The following is a 17,677-nucleotide window of genomic DNA, read 5'->3' as shown; positions in this document are numbered from 1 at the left end:
TCGATTTTTGGCCTGTTGTCTACCTAGTAGTAGATTGAATATTTGCGAATTAATTGTTATTTGACCGTTTTGTTTTCCAATCACTCGGAGAAATCATGAAGAAGCTGAAAACCGCTGCCGTCGCCGTTGCTATCGTTGCTGCCAGCCTTGGAAACGCGGTCGCGCAGACCACGCCCGTGCTCGAACCCGCGACGCAGCAGTTCATCGACGCCCTCTCCGCCCAGAAAGGGCCGCCGATCTACACGCTGTCCCCCGCCGACGCGCGCAACGTGCTTGCCGGGGCGCAGGCGCAGCCGGTGACGAAGCAGCCGGCGAAGATCGAGGACCGCGTGATCAGCGCCGGCCCGACCGGCCATATCTCGATCCGGATCGTTCGCCCGGAGCACGCGAAAGGGACGCTGCCGGTCGTCATGTATTTTCACGGCGGCGGCTGGGTGCTCGGTGACAAGAACACGCACGACCGCCTGGTGCGCGAGATCGCGAATGGCGCGCAGGCGGCGGTCGTTTTCGTCGACTATGACCGCTCGCCCGAGACGAAATATCCGGTGCCGATCGAAGAGGCCTACGCCGCGACGCGCTACGTCGCCGATCATGCGCAGGAGTTCGGCGTCGACGCATCGCGCATGGCGGTGGCGGGCGACAGCGTCGGCGGCAACATGGCCGCGGCCGTCACCCTGCTCGCGAAGGAGCGCGGCGGCCCGGCATTGCGCGCCCAGGTGCTGTTCTACCCGGTCACGGACGCGAACTTCGAAACCGGCTCGTACAACGAATTCGCGAACGGCCCGTGGCTCACGAAGAACGCGATGAAGTGGTTCTGGGACGCCTACGCGCCGAATCCCGCGGATCGCGAGAAGATCACGGCGTCGCCGTTGCGCGCGAGCCTCGAACAGTTGAAGGGCCTGCCGCCCGCGACCGTCATCACCGACGAAAACGACGTGCTGCGCGACGAAGGCGAGGCGTATGCCCGCAAGCTGTCGCAGGCGGGCGTGCGCGTGACGTCGGTGCGCTACAACGGCACGATCCACGACTTCGTGATGCTGAACGCGCTCACCGACACGCCCGCCACCCGCGCCGCGATCGAGCAGGGCAACACCGCGCTCAGGCAGGCATTGCGGAAATAATGTCCGCAAAAAAAGCCACCCGCCGGAAGGCGGGTGGCTTTTTTACTCGTTCGACGATGCGTATCGCGCGGCGCGCTCAGGCGTGCGTCGTATCGATGAACGACTGGCGCTGCGAAAGCCGCTGAAAGTGCTTGTCGAGATTCGGATGCGCTTCGCGCCAGTTGAGATCCGGCATGCGGAAATCGAGATAGCCGAGCGTGCAGCCGCAGGCGATGTCCGCGAGCGTGAAATGGTTCGCCGAGCACCACGGCTTCGAGCCGAGTCCCTTCGCCATCGCCTTCAGGCCGTCTTCGATCTTGTGCTGCTGGCGCGCAACCCACGCCGGGTTCCTGTGCGGTTCGTCGCGCAACACGCCCTCCAGCCGGATCAGAACGGCGGCGTCGAGCATGCCGTCGGCGAGCGCCTCCCAGCAGCGCACTTCCGTGCGTTCGCGCCGTTCCTGCGGCAGCAGCTTGCCGACCGGCGTGAGCGTATCGACGTACTCGCAGATCACGCGCGAGTCGAACACGGCTTCGCCGTCGTCGAGCACGAGACACGGCACCTTGCCGAGCGGATTGAAGTTGTGGATCTTCGAATCGGATGCCCAGACGTTTTCGAGCACCAGTTCGCAGTCGATTTTCTTTTCCGCCATTACGATCCGCGCCTTGCGGACGAACGGGCTGCTGTGCGAACCGATCAGTTTCATCATCTGTTTTGCGGGTTTTCAGCGGAATTGGTCGTGGACAACGATCTTAACCGCCCGACACCACGCCAAGGTGATTTCGAGATAACGTCGTTGTGGCTCGGCGACAACAGATGACGCTCCGGCATCGGCTGACAAATATCAGCCGATGCCAGCGGCGTGACTCGCTCTATTTCGCTTGCGCGGCGACCGGCGCCGACGCGTTCGACGCACTTGACGCATTCGACGCATTCGACACCGGACATGGCAGCACCGGCGACGCGGCCACACGCGTCGCGGTGTCGCCTTTGACCTTCGCCGGGGCAGAGGGCACGCCGGCGGGCGCCGCGCTCACCGTGCGCACGCCGGCCGCGATCTCGGCCGCGAGCTGATCGACGGCCTTGCGGTGCCCCGCGACCAGCGCGTCATAGCCCGCGGCGACAGGCTGCTGCGACACCGTCCGGCATGTCAGCACCGTCTGCGAGCCCGCCGCCCGCACGCTCCACACGGCGTCGATCAGCGCCTGCGCGCCCGGCCACGACTCGAAGCGCTGCACGTTCACCTTCACGCGATACACCGGCACGGACTCGGGATGCGGCGTGTTGTACACGTCGATCGCGCCGAGCTGCTGCGTCAGGTCCGAGGAGAGCGCGCGCCGCACTTCGTCGGCGGGCAGGGACGCCCAGCGCTCGTCCTCCAGCACGCGGACCTGCGCGGGGCTCGTCTGCACGACGAGCTGGCTCTTCGTCACCTGCGGGGGCATGTCGACGGGCGGCACCTCGATATAGAACGACGCGGGCGTCGCAGGCACGGGGCGCGCATCGCCGCCGAGCGTGTAGAAGCGGCTCACCGGCGACGACCCGCAGCCAGCCAGCAGCGACACGGCGCCCGCCGTGATCAGAAACGCGCCGAACCTCATGGTTTATCTCCTGATTTGCCGCGCAGCAACGATTCCGGGTGCCGTTCCAGATAGTCGGAGAGCGCGTTGAGCGATTGAAGCGTGCGCGTGAGCTCCTGCAGCGCCTGATGGACATCCGACTGAAGCGGCGAGTCCTGTTGCAGCGTGGTCTGCGCGTCCACGAAGGTCTTTTTGGCGGCGCTCAGCGTGTCGCGCGCTTCGGGCGCGACCTGCGTATCGAGCTGCTTGAAGAGACTGTTCGCGTTCTTGAGCGAGCTGTTCAGGTTCGCGCCGATTTCGTCGAATGGAATCTTGTCGAGCTTCTTCGCGATGTCCGCCACCTGGAGCTGCAGTTCGTCGAGCGTGTTGGGCACGGTCGGCAGTTCGAGCGTATCGGCGCTCGTGTTCACCTTCACGGCCTGTGCCTTCGGGAAGAAGTCGAGCGCGATGTACAGCTGGCTCGTGAGCAGGTTGCCGGTGCGCAACTGCCCGCGCAGGCCATGCGCGACGAGGCGCTGCAGCAGGTCTTCGCTTGCCGCGCTGCCCGGATTCGGCATCGACTGGCGCGCCTGCTTGCCAAGGCGATCCGGATAGAGGTTCAGCGTCACCGGCATCCTGAAATTGCGCGTCTTTGGATCGTATTCGATGCCGATGTTCGTCACCTGCCCGAGCACGATGCCCCGGAAGTCGACGGGCGCGCCCACCGACAAGCCGCGCAGCGACTGGTTGAAGTTCATCACGACGCGCAGCGGCGTGCCGTCCGGATCGCGCATCGCGTCGCCTTCGTCGGAGCCGAGACGGAACGTCATGTTGTCCTGCGCCTGCGCTCCCGGCGGCTGGTTCGGCGGCGTCTGGAACGCGATTCCGCCGAGCACGACCGTCGCGAGCGACTGCGTGTTGAGCCTGAAGCCGCTCGAATCGAGCCGCAGATCGACGCCGCTCGCGTGCCACCAGCGCGTGTTGGTGCCGATGTACTGATCGTACGGCGCGTTGACGAACACCTGCATCGTCACGCCGGTGCCGTCGCGGTCGAGCGAGAAGCCGACCACCTGGCCGACCTGCACGCGCCGGTAGTAGATGGGCGAGCCGATATCGATCGAGCCGAGCGACTCGCCGCGCAAGACGAACTTGTGGCCCTTCTGGTCGCCGGTGACCGCGGGCGGCGTTTCGAGGCCGACGAACTCCGTTTGGTCGTCGGTCGATTTGCCCGCATCCACGCCGATGTAGGAACCCGAGAGCAGCGTGCCGAGACCGCTCACGCCGCTTGCCGCCACGCGCGGGCGCACGACCCAGAAACGCGTGTCCTTGACGGCGAAGTCGGAGGCTTCCTTGGTGAGCTGCACGTCGACGAGCACGCGCGAATGGTCCTTCGACAGCGTGATCGTCTTCACCGTGCCGACATCGACGTCCTTGAACTTGAGCTTCGTCTTGCCCGGTTCGAGCCCTTCGGCGCTCACGAAGCTGATCGTGATCGTGGGGCCGCGCCCGGCGACCGTCTTCACGACGAGCAGTACGCCCACGAGCGCCGCCACGAGCGGAATCACCCAGACGAGCGACGGCAGCCAGCGGCTGCGCGGCTCGATTACGGGATCGGGGAGATTCGGCGGCAGACCGCCGCCTTTGCCTGAGGGTTCGTTGCGCGGCTCGTTCGGCCCTTGCGGACTATTCATGTGTCTTTCCCGGGGGTTCGATGTTGTCCCATATCAGTCGAGGGTCGAATTGCATGGAGGCGAGCATCGTCAGCACGACGACCGCCGCGAACGCCAGCGCGCCGGGGCCGGCGGTGATGATGGCGATCGACTTGAAGCGCACGAGCGCCACGGTCAGCGTGACGACGAACACGTCGAGCATCGACCAGCGGCCGATGCGCTCGACCACGCGATAGAGCGTCGTGCGCTGGCGCGGCTGCCATGTGGAGCGCGTCTGCACGGTCCACGCGAGGAACGCGAGCGTGCCGAGCTTGAGCATCGGCACGAGAATGCTCGCGATGAAGATCACCGCCGCGAGCGGATAGTCGCCGTCGTTCCAGAAGAGCGCGACGCCGCTCATGATCGTGTCGTCTTCCGAGCCCACGATCGACGACGTGTGCATCACCGGGTACAGGTTCGCCGGAATGTAGAGGATCGCGGCGGTGATCAGCAGCGCCCACGTGCGCGCGATGCTGTCCGGATTGCGCCGGTGCAGCGTCGCGTTGCAGCGGGAACAGCGCTGCCGCTCGACGGTGAACGCGCGCGGCTGCACGCGCCCGCACGCGTGGCACGCGACCAGCCCGGCACGCGATGCGGTCGTGAGATACGGCCCCGCGCCGGATGCGTCGTTGCCGTTGCCGCTGTCGTTGCCGTTTTCATTGCCGCTTTCGTTTTGGGGCGGTTTGATCGCGTCGCTCATGATTCGCGCCTCGTGGCGGGCGGCGTCGCACGCTCGAGGCCACCGCGCCCCGCTTCGGGCGCATGCCGTTCGTCGAGCGCCGGGCCGGGCGGCGTGCGGCGCCTGGGCAGGCGATCGGCGTAATCCCACAGTGCGCGCGGATCGAAACTCACGACCACCGCGAACATCAGCGTGAGCGCGCCGAACGCGAAGAGCGCGGCCTCGGGAATCACGCGGGCGAGGCTGACCATCTTCACGAGCGTGACCAGCACGCCCAGCATGAATACTTCGATCATGCCCCACGGGCGCACGAACCCGATTGCGCGCAACACCTCGTTGAAGGCGGGCGGCACGAACCCCGCGCGCAGCGGAATGAGCACGTAGAGGAGCGCGATCAGCTCGGTGAGGGGAAAGAGGATCGTCGAGAAAAATACGATGATCGCGACGACCTGCATGTCCTCGCTCCACAGCGCGACGATGGCGCCGATCAGCGTCGTCTGCGACGTGATGCCGTTCGCGTCCAGTTCCACGATCGGAAAACCCTGCGCGATCAGGAACGTGAAGACCGCCGCAAGCGTGAGCGCGCAGATCTTGTCGAGGTTCTTCGAAACGTTGTAATAGAGGGTGTCGCCGCAGCGCGGACAGATGGCGGTTGTGCGCCGGGGCAGCGTACGTCTGTTGAACAGCGCGTCACACTCGTGGCATGCGATCAGGTCGTCTGGTTCGTTCATGAGTCGGGAGGCCTGGGCGGTTGGGGCGGTGCTTCGGTGTGCCGTTGATCCACCGTAGCCAGAGATTCAAGCAAGGGCCGGGCCAGAGCGCATGGTATCAAATGACGCCGGGGCGACACAGTAACGGGGTATTGATGTCGGCAGATGTCCGCGCGTGCGCACTGTGCGCACTAACTGGAATGAACACCCGAAGCAACTCGTTTAGTCCGAAAGCTTTGTATTTTCGCGGAAGCCCGAACGACTCGTTCCGACCGTTGCATGAATGGAATAGTTCGTTGCAGCGGCAGAACGCGGCCGGAAAAGGTGCCGTCGCGCGCCCGGCTGAGCCAATGCCGGCGGGCGTCGGCGGCGAAATCGCGGGTATTTTCGGAGCGCGCACCGGTTTCCTTTCATTCGGGTACGATGGCGGCCGTGAATGGCAGTTCGGCGGGCGGGCCGGAAACGCGCAATTTCTTCTCGGGATCACTATGGAACGCGGGGCAAACTTCGCAACCACGGAGCGGTACAGCGGCACGGCGATCGGCCTTCACTGGCTGATCGCGCTCCTGATCGTGTGCGGTTTTTATCTCGGCTGGATCATGACCGACATCCCCGGATTCACGCCGACGAAGCTCAAGTATTTCTCCTGGCACAAATGGATCGGCGTGACGGTGTTCGCGCTCGCCGCGATCCGGGTCGTGTGGCGGCTCGGCCACCGCGCGCCGGCGATGCCGGGCGGCATGGCGCGCTGGCAGCAGGGCGCGGCGCACGCCACGCATTTCCTGCTGTACCTGCTGATGCTCGTGATCCCGATTTCCGGCTATTTCTACAGCTCCGCGGCGGGCATTCAGGTGGTCTACCTCGGCATATGGCCGATGCCGACCATCATCGGCCCCGATCAGGAGCTCAAGGGCACGCTGCGCATCGTTCACGTCGTGCTGAATTACGGGCTGCTCGCGCTCGTTGCCGTGCATGTGCTCGCCGCGCTGAAGCACCATTTCGTCGATCGCGACGGGCTGCTCGGGCGCATGCTGCCGTTCCTCAAGTAGGCGGAGACTGTTTCCCGCCTGTTGGCGGCGCGTTTCCCGGCGGCTGATTGTTTTCGCGGCTTTTTGATTTCCAATGGTGGATTCAAGTTTTTCGAATCGTTTGAATTGTTTTGACAGGGCAGACATGAAAGCGAAACTCTATGGTTTGGTACTTGCCGGCGTGACGGCCACGTCGCTCGTCGCGGCCGTCGTTGCCCATGCGCAGGTCGACACGGGCAAGAGCTCGGTTACGGCGACTTCGAAGCAGATGAACGTGCCCGTCGACGGCAAGTTCAACAAGTTCACCGCGCAGATCACCTTCGACCCGGCGAAGCCGGCCGCGGGAAGCGCGAACATCACGATCGACACCGGCAGCTACGATCTCGGCGACGCCGAATACAACAAGGAAGTGCGCGGCAAGGAATGGTTCGACAGCGCCACGTTCCCCACCGCGACGTTCGTTTCCAGTGCGATCGCGCCGGCGGGCACGGCGAACCAGTACAAGGTCACCGGCAAGCTCACGATCAAGGGCAAGTCGCAGACGGTCACCGTGCCGGTGACCGTCACGCAGCAGGGCGCGACGGAAACATTCGACGGTTCGCTCCCGATCAAGCGCAGCCAGTTCGACGTCGGAACGGGCGAATGGAAGGACACGTCCGTGGTGGCGGACGATGTCGTCATCAAATTCCACATCGTCGCCGCAAAGAAATAAGCGGCGCATCAAGCCAGGAGGGCAACTTGAAGAAAAAACAACTTTTGATCGCAGCGGGCGCGCTGCTCGCCGGCATGTCGTTCAATGCGATGGCAGCGGACACCTATCAACTCGACCCGAATCACACGCAACCCAGCTTCGAGGCCGATCACTTCGGCGGCGTCTCGATCTGGCGCGGCAAGTTCAACAAGTCGAGCGGCACGGTGACACTCGATCGCGCGGCGAAGACCGGTACGGTCGAAGCGACGATCGACATCGCGTCGATCAACACGGGCAATGCGAAGCTCGACGAGCATCTGAAGAAGGACGAGTTCTTCGACGTCGCGAAGTATCCGACGGCGGTCTACAAGGGCACGTCGATCAAGTTCGACGGCGACAAGCCGGTGGAAGTGATCGGCACGCTGACGATGCACGGCGTGACGAAGCCGCTGAATCTGAAGCTCGAGTCGTTCAAGTGCATTCAGCATCCGGTGCTCAAGCGCGAAGTGTGCGGCACGGAGGCAACGGCCGTGTTCGACCGCGGCGATTTCGGCATGGACTACGGCAAGTCGTACGGCTTCAGCCTGAAGACGACGCTGCATATTCAGGCGGAAGGGGTCAAGCAGTAACGCCTGCGCCGTGAACGCTCCTTCGGTGGAGCGCCGCTCTTCAGGAAAGCAAAAGGCCGGTTCGCGAGAACCGGCCTTTTGCCTTTTACCGAACTACCAACGCGACGCTCAGACTTCCGCGCCCGCGTTCGGATCGGTGGGATCGTACTTCGGCTTCTTGTCCTTCACGAGGTCCTCGCGCTTCACGCCGAGCCACATCGCGATCGCCGCCGCCACGAACACCGACGAATAGATGCCGAACAGAATGCCGACCGTCAGCGCGAGCGCGAAGTAGTGCAGCGTCGGGCCGCCGAACAGGAACATCGAGAGCACCATCATTTCCGTACAGCCGTGGGTGATGATGGTCCGCGACATCGTGCTCGTAATCGCGTGGTTGATCACTTCGATCACGGTCATCTTGCGTTCGCGGCGGAAGGTTTCGCGAATCCGGTCGAAGATCACGACCGATTCGTTCACCGAGTAGCCGAGCACGGCCAGAATCGCGGCGAGCACCGAGAGCGAAAACTCCCACTGAAAGAACGCGAAAAAGCCGAGGATGATCACGACGTCGTGCAGGTTCGCGATCACGCCGGCCACCGCGTACTTCCATTCGAAGCGGAACGACAGGTAAATCACGATGCCGATCACCACGCACGCGAGCGCGAGCAGGCCGTTCGTCACGAGTTCCTTGCCGACCTGCGGCCCGACGAACTCGACGCGCTGCAACTGCGCCTGCGCGTCCTGCCCCTTGAGCGCGGTCATGACCTGCTCGCTTTGCTGCGCGGACGTCAGCCCGCCCTTGAGCGGCAGGCGGATCAGCACGTCGCGCGACGTGCCGAAGTTCTGCACCTGCGCATCGGGATAGCCGAGCTTCGTGAGGGTCGCGCGCACCGGTTCGAGCGGCACGGCCTGCGGATACTGCACCTCGACGACCGTCCCGCCGGTGAATTCCACCGACAGATGCAGCCCGCGATGCACGAGGAAAAACACGGCCGCGAGAAACGTGATGAGCGAGATCGCGTTGAAGATCAACGCGCGCTGCATCAGCGGCAGGTCACGGCGAATGCGGAAAAATTCCATGATCTATTCTCCGGGGCTCAGGCTGACGAGCCCGGTTTTTTCTGGTTGTCGACGCCCGGACCCGAGCGGCGGCGCGCGACGGGCTTGCCGGTGCGCGCGGGAGCGGCCTGGCCGGCCGGGCGCGCCGGAACCGGGGCCTTGTTCTTGGCTTTGGCCTTGGCGGCGGGCTGGACCATCTCGCTGCCAAGCGATTCTTCGCGCTGGTTCGCGAGGTAGGCCGCCGTCGCCGCCGCGGCGTCGGCGCCTTCAGGGCGCCACACCTGGCCGATCGCGAGCGATTGCAGCTTCTTCTTGCCGCCGTACCAGAGGTTCACGAGACCGCGCGAGAAGAACACGGCCGAGAACATCGACGTGAGAATGCCGATGCAGTGCACCACCGCGAAGCCGCGCACCGGGCCCGAGCCGAACGCGAGCAGCGCGAGGCCGGCGATCAGCGTGGTGACGTTCGAGTCGAGAATCGTCGCCCACGCGTGCGAGAAGCCGTTCTGGATCGCCACCTGCGGCGGCGCGCCGTGGCGAAGCTCCTCGCGGATGCGCTCGTTAATCAGCACGTTCGCGTCGATCGCCATGCCGAGCGCGAGTGCGATGGCCGCGATGCCGGGCAGCGTCAGCGTGGCCTGCAGCATCGAGAGAATCGCGATCAGCAGCAGCAGGTTCACCGACAGCGACAGCATCGAGATCAGGCCGAACAGCATGTAGTACGCGATCATGAAGATGGCGATCGCGGCGAAACCGTACACGACCGAATCGAAGCCCTTCCTGATGTTGTCGGCGCCGAGGCTCGGGCCGATCGTGCGTTCCTCGATGATGTCCATCGGCGCTGCGAGCGAACCGGCGCGCAGGAGCAGCGCGAGGTCGGTGGCGGCTTGCGGCGTCGGCTGGCCGGTGATCTGGAAGCGGTCGCCGAGCTCGGACTGGATGGTCGCGACCGTCAGCACTTCGCCCTTGCCCTTTTCGAACAGCACCATCGCCATCGGCTTGCCGATGTTGTCGCGCGACACGCTGCTCACCGCGCGCCCGCCCGCGGCATCGAGACGGATGCTCACCGACGGGCGCTGATGCTCGTCGAAGCTCGCGGATGCGTCGATGATGCGGTCGCCCGTGAAGATCACCTGCTTGCGCAGCAGAACCGGCGTGGAGTTGCCCTGCGTGAAGAGTTCGTCGCCCGGCGGCACGGGGTCGTTCGGGCCGGGGTGGGTGTTGGTCGGATCGGCGAGGCGCGCTTCGAGCGTCGCCGTGCGGCCGATGATGTCCTTCGCCTTCGCCGTGTCCTGCACGCCCGGCAGTTCGACCACGATCCGGTCGGACCCCTGTTGCTGGATCACCGGCTCCGCGACGCCGAGTTCGTTCACGCGGTTATGCAGCGTCGTGATGTTCTGCTTGAGCGCGCCGTCTTCGACGAGCGTTTGCGCCGCCGGCGTGAACGTGCCGACGAGCTGGTAGCCGTCGCCGCTCTGGCGCGTCGCCCATTGCAGCTCGCTCACGCTGTTCACGAGCGCCTGGCGCGCCTTGTTCGCGGTGTCCTGCTCGGAGAAATTGATGACGACCGACTGGCCCACGCGGTTCACGCCGCCGTCGCGGATGTTCTTGTCGCGCAGGAGCGCCCGGGCGTCGGCTGCGTCCGAGTCGAGCTTCTTGTTCAGCGCGCCCGCCATGTCCACCTGCAGCAGGAAGTGGACGCCGCCGCGCAGGTCGAGACCGAGGTACATCGGCAGGGCGTGCAGCGCGGTGAGCCAGCGCGGCGACGCGCTCTGCAGGTTCAGCGCGACGACATAGACCGGGTCGGACGGGTCGCTGTTCAGCGTTTTCTGCAGCAGGTCCTTCACGCGCAACTGCGTGTCGGTGTCCTTCAGGCGCACGCGGATGTTCGCGTTGGTCGACGAGTTGTCGAACGTCACTTCGTCGGGCGTCACCTGATTCGCAGCAAGCGTGCTCTCGATCTTGTCGAGCGTGGACGAATCGAGCTTGACCGTTGCCTTGCCGCTCGACACCTGCACCGCCGGCGCTTCGCCGAAGAAATTGGGCAGCGTGTACACGAGGCCGATGACGAGCGCCACCAGCATCACGACATATTTCCAGAGGGGGTAACGATTCATGGGGATGGCCGAACGGGAAAGTTGGCGTGGGGAGTGCGTGGTGCGTCCGGCGATGAACGCTGCCAGCCGTTGTGCCGTGGCTCGACGGCGAAGGCTTGACGGGCGAGGCCGCGCCGGACGCGAAAGAAACTGGCCTTACAGCGACTTGATCGTGCCCTTCGGAAGAATCGTCGTGACGGATGCCTTCTGGACCGTGATTTCGGTGCCTTCGGCGATTTCGACGCCGACATACGCGTCCGTTACCTTCGTGACCTTGCCGACGATGCCGCCGTTCGTCACCACTTCGTCGCCCTTGGCCATCGCGGAGAGCATGTTGCGATGCTCCTTTTGACGCTTCATTTGCGGGCGGATCATGATGAAGTACAGCACCGCGAACATCAGGATGAGGGGCAGGAAGCTCATCAGGCTCGATTCCGCGCTGCTCGCGGTCGTGCCCTGTGCAACAGCATTGGAAATAAACGACACGTTGGTCTCTCCGTTATGACGACTGAATCAGAAAATTAGCCCGGTATTCTACACCGGGCCGCGCCGCGGCAGCGCTGGGAATGCGCTTTGCGATCAAGCTGTTAATGGTTTTGCTGCCGTTTTGTTGCGGTATTGCTGCCGTTTTGCAGCTGCGGTTCCCGCGTCCGGCGCAGATTGATTGTAATTCTTTTGTCAGGTTTGCTAGTCGATGCCCCGCGCCCGGTTCTCGTAAAAGTGCTTCCTGAACGTGTCGAACGTGTGATTTTCAATCGATTCACGGATTTCGCTCATCAATTGCAGGTAGTAGTGCAGGTTGTGGATCGTGTTCAGCTGCGCGCCGAGAATCTCACCCACGCGGTGCAGATGGTGCAGATATCCGCGCGTGAAATTGGCGCAGGTGTAGCAGCCGCAGCTTTCGTCGAGCGGCTTCAGCGAGTTCTTGTGCGACGCGTTGCGGATCTTCACGTCGCCGAAACGCGTGAAGAGCCAGCCGTTGCGCGCGTTGCGCGTCGGCATCACGCAGTCGAACATGTCGACGCCCGCCGCCACGCCCGCCACCAGGTCCTCCGGCGTGCCGACGCCCATCAGGTAGTGCGGCTTGTCGGCGGGAAGCTTCGGGCCGATGTGGTTCAGCACGCGCATCATGTCTTCCTTCGGCTCCCCGACCGACAGCCCGCCGATCGCGAGGCCATGAAAGCCGATGTCCGCGAGCCCCGCGAGCGATTCCTCGCGCAGGTCCTCGAACATGCCGCCCTGCACGATGCCGAAGAGCGCATTCGGATTGCCGAGGCGCCCGAATTCGTCGACGGAGCGCTTCGCCCAGCGCATCGACATGCGCATGGAATCGGCGGCGTCCTGGTGCGAGGTCGGCACGCCGCTTGTCGCGTAGGGCGTGCATTCGTCGAACTGCATCACGATGTCCGAATTCAGCACCTTCTGGATCTGCATCGAGATCTCGGGCGAGAGGAACAGCTTGTCGCCGTTGATCGGCGACGCGAAGGTCACGCCGTCCTCGGTGATCTTGCGCAGATCGCCGAGCGAAAAGACCTGGAAGCCGCCCGAATCGGTGAGGATCGGCCGTTTCCAGTTCATGAAGGCGTGCAGTCCGCCGTGCGCGCCGATCGTTTCGAGGCCCGGGCGCAGCCACAGGTGAAACGTGTTGCCGAGGATGATCTGCGCGCGGATTTCCTCGAGTTCGCGCGGCTGGATCGCCTTCACGGTGCCGTAGGTGCCGACCGGCATGAAGATCGGCGTTTCGACGACGCCGTGGTTCAGCGTGAGGCGGCCGCGGCGCGCCTGGCCGTCGGTGGTGAGAAGGTCGAACTTGAGGCCGTTCGCGGGCGGGGTATGACCATCGGTCATCGGGCGTGCTCCTGTGCCACCGGAAAACAGTCCGGCGCAGATGGGTTGGGTGGGTTCAGATGCCGGTGCTCTGACGCGTGAGCAGCATGGCGTCGCCGTAGCTGAAGAAGCGGTAGCGCGCCTCGATCGCGTGCCGGTACGCCTCGCGGATCGTTTCCACGCCCGCGAACGCCGACACGAGCATCAGAAGCGTGGATTTCGGCAGATGGAAATTCGTGATCAGCCGGTCGACCACGCGAAATTCGTAGCCCGGCGTGATGAAGATGTCGGTTTCGGCGGCGGCCGCGGCGAGCGGCCGGTTGGCGACGGCGGCGTCGCGGGCGGCGGCTTCGAGCGCGCGCATCGAGGTCGTGCCGACCGCGATCACGCGGTTTCCGCGCGCCTTCGTGGCCGCGATCCGGTCGACGAGCGTCTGCGGCAGCTCGTACCATTCGCTGTGCATCCGGTGCTCGGCGATGTTCTCGACGCGCACCGGCTGGAACGTGCCCGCGCCGACGTGCAGCGTGAGCGTCGCGCGCGCTACGCCGCGTTCGTCGAGCGCAGCGAAGAGCGCGTCGTCGAAATGCAGGCCCGCCGTGGGCGCGGCCACCGCGCCGGGGTTCGCGGCGTAGACCGTCTGGTAGCGCGTTTCGTCGACGGCATCGGGATCGTGCTCGATGTACGGCGGCAGCGGCAGGCGCCCGTACCGTTCGATCAGCGTGAGGCAGTCGGCGGGAAAGTGCAGCGTGAAGAACGGCTCCACGCGCTCGCCGACCGTCACGTCGAAGGCATCGGCCAGCGTGAGCGTCGTGCCCGGCGCCGGGCTCTTGCTCGCGCGGATCTGCGCGAGCGCGGTCGTCGCGCCGGTGATGCGCTCGATCAGCACCTCGATGCGCCCGCCGCTGGCCTTCTTGCCGAGGAAGCGCGCCTTCAGGACTTTGGTATCGTTGAACACGAGCAGGTCGCCCGCATCGATCAGGCCCGGCAGTTCGGAGAACCGGCGGTCGGTCAGCGTGGCGGGCGAGGTGCGGTTGTCGACCTCGAGCAGACGGCTTGCGCTGCGCTCGGCGAGCGCCGTTTGCGCGATCAGCTCGGGCGGCAGATTAAAATCGAAATCGGAAAGCGTGAACATGGGAAGCGGGTGGATGCGCGGCAAGCGCGGTTGCAGCCGGCCTCCAGTGCGCCGAACCGCCGTCAAGCAAAGCCGATATTGTACTTGCGAAGAGATCAGATGCCCTTGTCCGACCGCCGCCTGGCTTCAGTTCCCGACGCTCCCGACGCAGGGGGCGACCCCGCCGCGCCCGCGCCGAAGCCGCGCAGGCGCACGAGAACGGGCGGCGTGGAGCCGGTTGGCGCGGCTGGCTCGGGCGGGGCCGCCGGGGCATCCGAGGCGCTGCCCAAGCCCGCCGCGCTCCCCAAAACCGCCGACAAGCTCGCAAAGCTCGGCCTGAAATCGGACATCGATCTCGTGCTGCATCTGCCGATGCGCTACGAGGACGAAACCTCGCTCACGCCGATCGGCGAGCTGATCCCCGGCGACAACGCGCAGACCGAGGGCGTGGTTTTCGACAGCGAGATCGCCTACCGGCCGCGCCGCCAGCTGCTCGTGAAAATCCAGGACGACGCCGGCGACCAGCTCACGCTGCGCTTTCTCAATTTCTACGGCTCGCAGGTGAAGCAGATGGCAAGCGGCGTGCGCCTGCGGGTGCGCGGCGACGTGCGCGGCGGCTTTTTCGGGATGGAGATGGTGCATCCGGCGGTGCGCCCCGTCGACGAGGACACGCCGCTGCCGCAGGCGCTCACGCCGGTCTATCCGAGCACGGCGGGGGTGTCGCAGGCGTATTTGCGCAAGGCGATCGACAACGCGCTCAGCCGCGTGGCGCTGCCCGAACTGCTGCCCGAGACGATCGCCCGCGCATACCTGCAGCCGCTACACGTGCCCGGTCTTCTCGACGCCGTGAAGACGCTGCACCATCCGCGCGCCGATTCCGACGAAACCGCGCTCGTCGACGGCACGCACCCGGCGTGGACGCGCATCAAGTTCGAGGAGCTGCTCGCGCAGCAGCTTTCCCTGAAACGCGCCCACGAGGAACGCCGCACGCGCGCCGCGCCGGTGATGCCGCGCCGCTCGGAGACGGAGCCGGAGTCGCTCGTCGCGCGCTTCCTGCGGGCGCTGCCGTTCCGGCTGACGGGCGCGCAGGAGCGCGTGTGCGCCGAGATCGCAGCCGAACTGACACTCCCGCATCCGATGCAGCGTCTCTTGCAGGGCGACGTCGGCAGCGGCAAGACGATCGTCGCGGCGCTCGCGGCGGCGCAGGCCATCGATGCCGGCTACCAGGCCGCGCTCATGGCGCCGACCGAAATCCTCGCCGAGCAGCACGCGCGCAAGCTGCGCGGCTGGCTCGAACCGCTCGGCGTGACGGTCGCGTGGCTTGCCGGGAGCCTGAAGGCGAAGGACAAGCGCGCCGCGCTCGCGGCGGCGGCATCCGGCGACGCGCAGCTCGTGATCGGCACGCACGCGATCATCCAGGACGCCGTCGAGTTCGCGCGCCTCGGGCTCGTGATCGTCGACGAACAGCATCGCTTCGGCGTCGCACAGCGGCTCGCGCTGCGCGCGAAAGCGCACAACGCCGCCGACGGCGCGCGCGATTTCCAGCCGCACCAGCTGATGATGTCCGCGACGCCGATTCCGCGCACGCTCGCGATGACCTACTACGCCGACCTCGACGTCTCGACCATCGACGAACTGCCGCCCGGCCGCACGCCGATCCTGACGAAGCTCGTCTCCGACGCCCGCCGCGACGAGGTGATTGGCCGCGTGCGCGAGGCGGCGCTGACCGGGCGCCAGGTGTACTGGGTGTGTCCGCTGATCGAGGAAAGCGAGACGCTGCAACTGCAGACGGCCGTCGAGACCTTCGAGACGCTCGTGGCCGCGCTGCCGGAGCTGCGCGTCGGGCTGGTTCACGGGCGCCTTGCGCCGGCAGACAAGGCCGCGGTGATGGACGCTTTCTCGCGCAACGAGGTGCAGCTGCTCGTCGCGACGACGGTGATCGAAGTGGGCGTGGACGTGCCGAACGCGTCGCTGATGGTGATCGAGCACGCCGAGCGCTTCGGGCTCGCGCAGTTGCACCAGTTGCGCGGGCGCGTGGGGCGCGGCAGCGCGGCGTCTGTGTGTGTGCTGATGTACGCGGGGCCGCTGTCGCAGACGGCGCGTGCGCGCCTGCAAACGATGCGCGAAACCACCGACGGCTTCGAAATCGCCCGCCGCGACCTCGAAATCCGCGGTCCCGGCGAATTCCTGGGCGCGCGGCAGTCGGGCGAGGCGATGCTGCGCTTCGCGAGCCTCGAAAACGACGGCTGGCTGATCGATCCGGCCCGCGCGGCGGCGGACCAGATGCTGAAGGCGTTTCCCGATGCGGTCACGCGTCATCTGACACGCTGGCTCGGCGCGCGCGAACAGTATCTGAAAGCGTAGGCGTTGAACTAGCGGCGGCTTTGTCGGTCCCTATTTAATCGCGTCGCGTCGGGCGATCGGCTGACAGGTTGGCGAATCGCCGTCACGGGTGTATAAGATAAACCTATCGAATTCATGGCTCTGATTGGTCCCCAATGACGCTCACTGAACTGAAATACATCGTCGCGGTGGCGCGCGAACGGCATTTTGGTCGCGCCGCCGAGGCATGTTTCGTCAGCCAGCCGACCCTGTCGGTGGCGATCAAGAAGCTCGAAGACGAACTGAACGTGCAGATCTTCGAGCGCGGCACGAGCGAAGTCAGCGTCACGCCGATCGGCGAGCAGATCGTCACGCAGGCGCAGCGCGTGCTGGAACAGACGCTCGCCATCAAGGAAATCGCCAAGCAGGGCAAGGACCCGCTCGTCGGTCCGCTGCGCCTGGGCGTGATCTACACGATCGGGCCCTATCTGCTGCCGACGCTCGTCAAGCAGATGATCCGGGCGGTCCCGCAGATGCCGCTGATGCTGCAGGAAAACTACACGCTCAAGCTGATCGAGCTGCTCAAGCAGGGCGAAATCGACGTTGCGATCATGGCGCTGCCGTTTCCCGAAACCGGGCTCATGGTGCGCGCGCTCTACGACGAGCCGTTCGTCGTTGCGATGCCGTCGGGGCACGCGTGGGAAAACCGCGGCAAGATCGATCCCGACGACCTGAAGCAGGAAACCATGCTGCTGCTCGGCAGCGGCCATTGTTTCCGCGACCACGTGCTGGGCGTGTGTCCCGAGCTGATGCGCTTCTCGCAGAACGCGGACGGCATTCAGAAGACATTCGAGGGCTCGTCGCTGGAAACCATCCGGCACATGGTGGCGAGCGGTGTCGGCATTACGGTGCTGCCGCGCATGTCGGTGCTGGAAGTGAAGCCGCACGCCGCAGGCGTCGATTCGGGGCTGCTCAGCTATGTGCCGTTCGACGAGCCGGTGCCGGATCGCCGCGTGGTGCTCGCGTGGCGCAAGAGCTTTACGCGCATGCCCGCCATCGACGCCATTTCCGATGCCATTGCCGCCTGCGACCTGCAGGGCGTCAAGAAGCTCGACATGCCGGTCGCGGTGAACTGACCGGCACGCGCTTTTCGACGAGCCGCGCCCACGCGAACGGGC

General features: G+C 65.3%; 16 protein-coding genes. 6 read left to right on the top strand and 10 right to left on the bottom strand.

The window, feature by feature from the left end:
* The first annotated feature begins 95 nt into the window (after positions 1-95).
* On the top strand, positions 96-1,121 hold the full coding sequence (locus tag BG61_RS00690) for an alpha/beta hydrolase (RefSeq protein ID WP_035941147.1): 1,026 nt from the start codon (positions 96-98) through the stop codon (positions 1,119-1,121).
* Between the two features lie 76 nt (positions 1,122-1,197).
* On the opposite strand, the gene BG61_RS00685 is transcribed toward BG61_RS00690, so the two are convergent.
* From BG61_RS00685 to BG61_RS00665, 5 genes are all read right to left on the bottom strand, one after another.
* Positions 1,198-1,806, bottom strand: a complete 609-nt coding sequence (locus tag BG61_RS00685) for a glutathione S-transferase family protein (protein ID WP_035941506.1) — start codon at positions 1,804-1,806, stop codon at positions 1,198-1,200.
* A gap of 166 nt (positions 1,807-1,972) precedes the next feature.
* Complete coding sequence (locus tag BG61_RS00680) at positions 1,973-2,701, bottom strand: PqiC family protein (protein WP_035941145.1); 729 nt, start codon at positions 2,699-2,701, stop codon at positions 1,973-1,975.
* Complete coding sequence (locus BG61_RS00675; RefSeq protein WP_035941143.1) at positions 2,698-4,350, bottom strand: PqiB family protein; 1,653 nt, start codon at positions 4,348-4,350, stop codon at positions 2,698-2,700. Before BG61_RS00675 ends, BG61_RS00680 begins: the two co-directional genes overlap by 4 nt.
* Entirely contained in the window at positions 4,343-5,068 is a 726-nt protein-coding gene (locus BG61_RS00670; protein WP_081867955.1) for a paraquat-inducible protein A, read from the bottom strand. Before BG61_RS00670 ends, BG61_RS00675 begins: the two co-directional genes overlap by 8 nt.
* Positions 5,065-5,778 (bottom strand): paraquat-inducible protein A, encoded by a 714-nt coding sequence (locus tag BG61_RS00665; protein WP_081867954.1) that lies wholly within the window; start codon positions 5,776-5,778, stop codon positions 5,065-5,067. Before BG61_RS00665 ends, BG61_RS00670 begins: the two co-directional genes overlap by 4 nt.
* A gap of 467 nt (positions 5,779-6,245) precedes the next feature.
* Between BG61_RS00665 and BG61_RS00660 the strand changes: the two genes are divergently transcribed.
* The 3 genes from BG61_RS00660 (at position 6,246) to BG61_RS00650 (ending at position 8,105) form a co-directional block, all read left to right on the top strand.
* Positions 6,246-6,806, top strand: a complete 561-nt coding sequence (locus BG61_RS00660) for a cytochrome b (RefSeq protein WP_035941502.1) — start codon at positions 6,246-6,248, stop codon at positions 6,804-6,806.
* 124 nt (positions 6,807-6,930) lie between these two features.
* Complete coding sequence (locus BG61_RS00655) at positions 6,931-7,497, top strand: YceI family protein (protein WP_035941142.1); 567 nt, start codon at positions 6,931-6,933, stop codon at positions 7,495-7,497.
* 74 nt (positions 7,498-7,571) lie between these two features.
* Positions 7,572-8,105: a YceI family protein gene (locus BG61_RS00650; RefSeq protein WP_051672209.1), complete on the top strand. Its 534-nt coding sequence runs from the start codon at positions 7,572-7,574 to the stop codon at positions 8,103-8,105.
* A 108-nt stretch (positions 8,106-8,213) separates the two neighbouring features.
* Here BG61_RS00650 and secF read toward each other — a convergent pair whose 3' ends face one another.
* The 5 genes from secF to queA all read right to left on the bottom strand — a co-directional run bounded on the left by secF (position 8,214) and on the right by queA (position 14,198).
* Positions 8,214-9,164: a protein translocase subunit SecF gene (secF, locus tag BG61_RS00645; protein ID WP_035941138.1), complete on the bottom strand. Its 951-nt coding sequence runs from the start codon at positions 9,162-9,164 to the stop codon at positions 8,214-8,216.
* A gap of 17 nt (positions 9,165-9,181) precedes the next feature.
* Positions 9,182-11,260, bottom strand: coding sequence for a protein translocase subunit SecD (secD, locus tag BG61_RS00640; protein ID WP_035941137.1), 2,079 nt, complete (start codon positions 11,258-11,260; stop codon positions 9,182-9,184).
* Between the two features lie 135 nt (positions 11,261-11,395).
* Positions 11,396-11,725 (bottom strand): preprotein translocase subunit YajC, encoded by a 330-nt coding sequence (gene yajC / locus BG61_RS00635; protein WP_035941136.1) that lies wholly within the window; start codon positions 11,723-11,725, stop codon positions 11,396-11,398.
* Positions 11,726-11,926: 201 nt separating this feature from the next.
* Complete coding sequence (tgt, locus tag BG61_RS00630) at positions 11,927-13,087, bottom strand: tRNA guanosine(34) transglycosylase Tgt (RefSeq protein WP_035941135.1); 1,161 nt, start codon at positions 13,085-13,087, stop codon at positions 11,927-11,929.
* A gap of 55 nt (positions 13,088-13,142) precedes the next feature.
* Complete coding sequence (queA, locus tag BG61_RS00625; RefSeq protein WP_035941133.1) at positions 13,143-14,198, bottom strand: tRNA preQ1(34) S-adenosylmethionine ribosyltransferase-isomerase QueA; 1,056 nt, start codon at positions 14,196-14,198, stop codon at positions 13,143-13,145.
* Between the two features lie 99 nt (positions 14,199-14,297).
* Here queA and recG point away from each other — a divergent pair, with 99 nt between their 5' ends.
* Positions 14,298-16,541 (top strand): ATP-dependent DNA helicase RecG, encoded by a 2,244-nt coding sequence (gene recG / locus BG61_RS00620; RefSeq protein WP_035941132.1) that lies wholly within the window; start codon positions 14,298-14,300, stop codon positions 16,539-16,541.
* A 134-nt stretch (positions 16,542-16,675) separates the two neighbouring features.
* Positions 16,676-17,635: a hydrogen peroxide-inducible genes activator gene (locus BG61_RS00615; protein ID WP_035941130.1), complete on the top strand. Its 960-nt coding sequence runs from the start codon at positions 16,676-16,678 to the stop codon at positions 17,633-17,635.
* The last annotated feature ends 42 nt before the right edge of the window (positions 17,636-17,677 follow it).

Origin of the sequence: Caballeronia glathei (assembly GCF_000698595.1) — a bacterium.
GTDB lineage: Bacteria > Pseudomonadota > Gammaproteobacteria > Burkholderiales > Burkholderiaceae > Caballeronia > Caballeronia glathei.
The sequence above is the reverse complement of the archived record's forward strand: the minus strand, read 5'-3'. Positions and strand labels throughout refer to the sequence as shown.

Coding starts and splice junctions, on each gene's coding strand:
- BG61_RS00690 (WP_035941147.1), top strand. CDS start 96: ATGAAGAAGCTGAAAACCGCTGCCGTCGCCGTTGCTATCGTTGCTGCC.
- BG61_RS00685 (WP_035941506.1), bottom strand. CDS start 1,806: ATGAAACTGATCGGTTCGCACAGCAGCCCGTTCGTCCGCAAGGCGCGG.
- BG61_RS00680 (WP_035941145.1), bottom strand. CDS start 2,701: ATGAGGTTCGGCGCGTTTCTGATCACGGCGGGCGCCGTGTCGCTGCTG.
- BG61_RS00675 (WP_035941143.1), bottom strand. CDS start 4,350: ATGAATAGTCCGCAAGGGCCGAACGAGCCGCGCAACGAACCCTCAGGC.
- BG61_RS00670 (WP_081867955.1), bottom strand. CDS start 5,068: ATGAGCGACGCGATCAAACCGCCCCAAAACGAAAGCGGCAATGAAAAC.
- BG61_RS00665 (WP_081867954.1), bottom strand. CDS start 5,778: ATGAACGAACCAGACGACCTGATCGCATGCCACGAGTGTGACGCGCTG.
- BG61_RS00660 (WP_035941502.1), top strand. CDS start 6,246: ATGGAACGCGGGGCAAACTTCGCAACCACGGAGCGGTACAGCGGCACG.
- BG61_RS00655 (WP_035941142.1), top strand. CDS start 6,931: ATGAAAGCGAAACTCTATGGTTTGGTACTTGCCGGCGTGACGGCCACG.
- BG61_RS00650 (WP_051672209.1), top strand. CDS start 7,572: ATGTCGTTCAATGCGATGGCAGCGGACACCTATCAACTCGACCCGAAT.
- secF (WP_035941138.1), bottom strand. CDS start 9,164: ATGGAATTTTTCCGCATTCGCCGTGACCTGCCGCTGATGCAGCGCGCG.
- secD (WP_035941137.1), bottom strand. CDS start 11,260: ATGAATCGTTACCCCCTCTGGAAATATGTCGTGATGCTGGTGGCGCTC.
- tgt (WP_035941135.1), bottom strand. CDS start 13,087: ATGACCGATGGTCATACCCCGCCCGCGAACGGCCTCAAGTTCGACCTT.
- queA (WP_035941133.1), bottom strand. CDS start 14,198: ATGTTCACGCTTTCCGATTTCGATTTTAATCTGCCGCCCGAGCTGATC.
- recG (WP_035941132.1), top strand. CDS start 14,298: ATGCCCTTGTCCGACCGCCGCCTGGCTTCAGTTCCCGACGCTCCCGAC.
- BG61_RS00615 (WP_035941130.1), top strand. CDS start 16,676: ATGACGCTCACTGAACTGAAATACATCGTCGCGGTGGCGCGCGAACGG.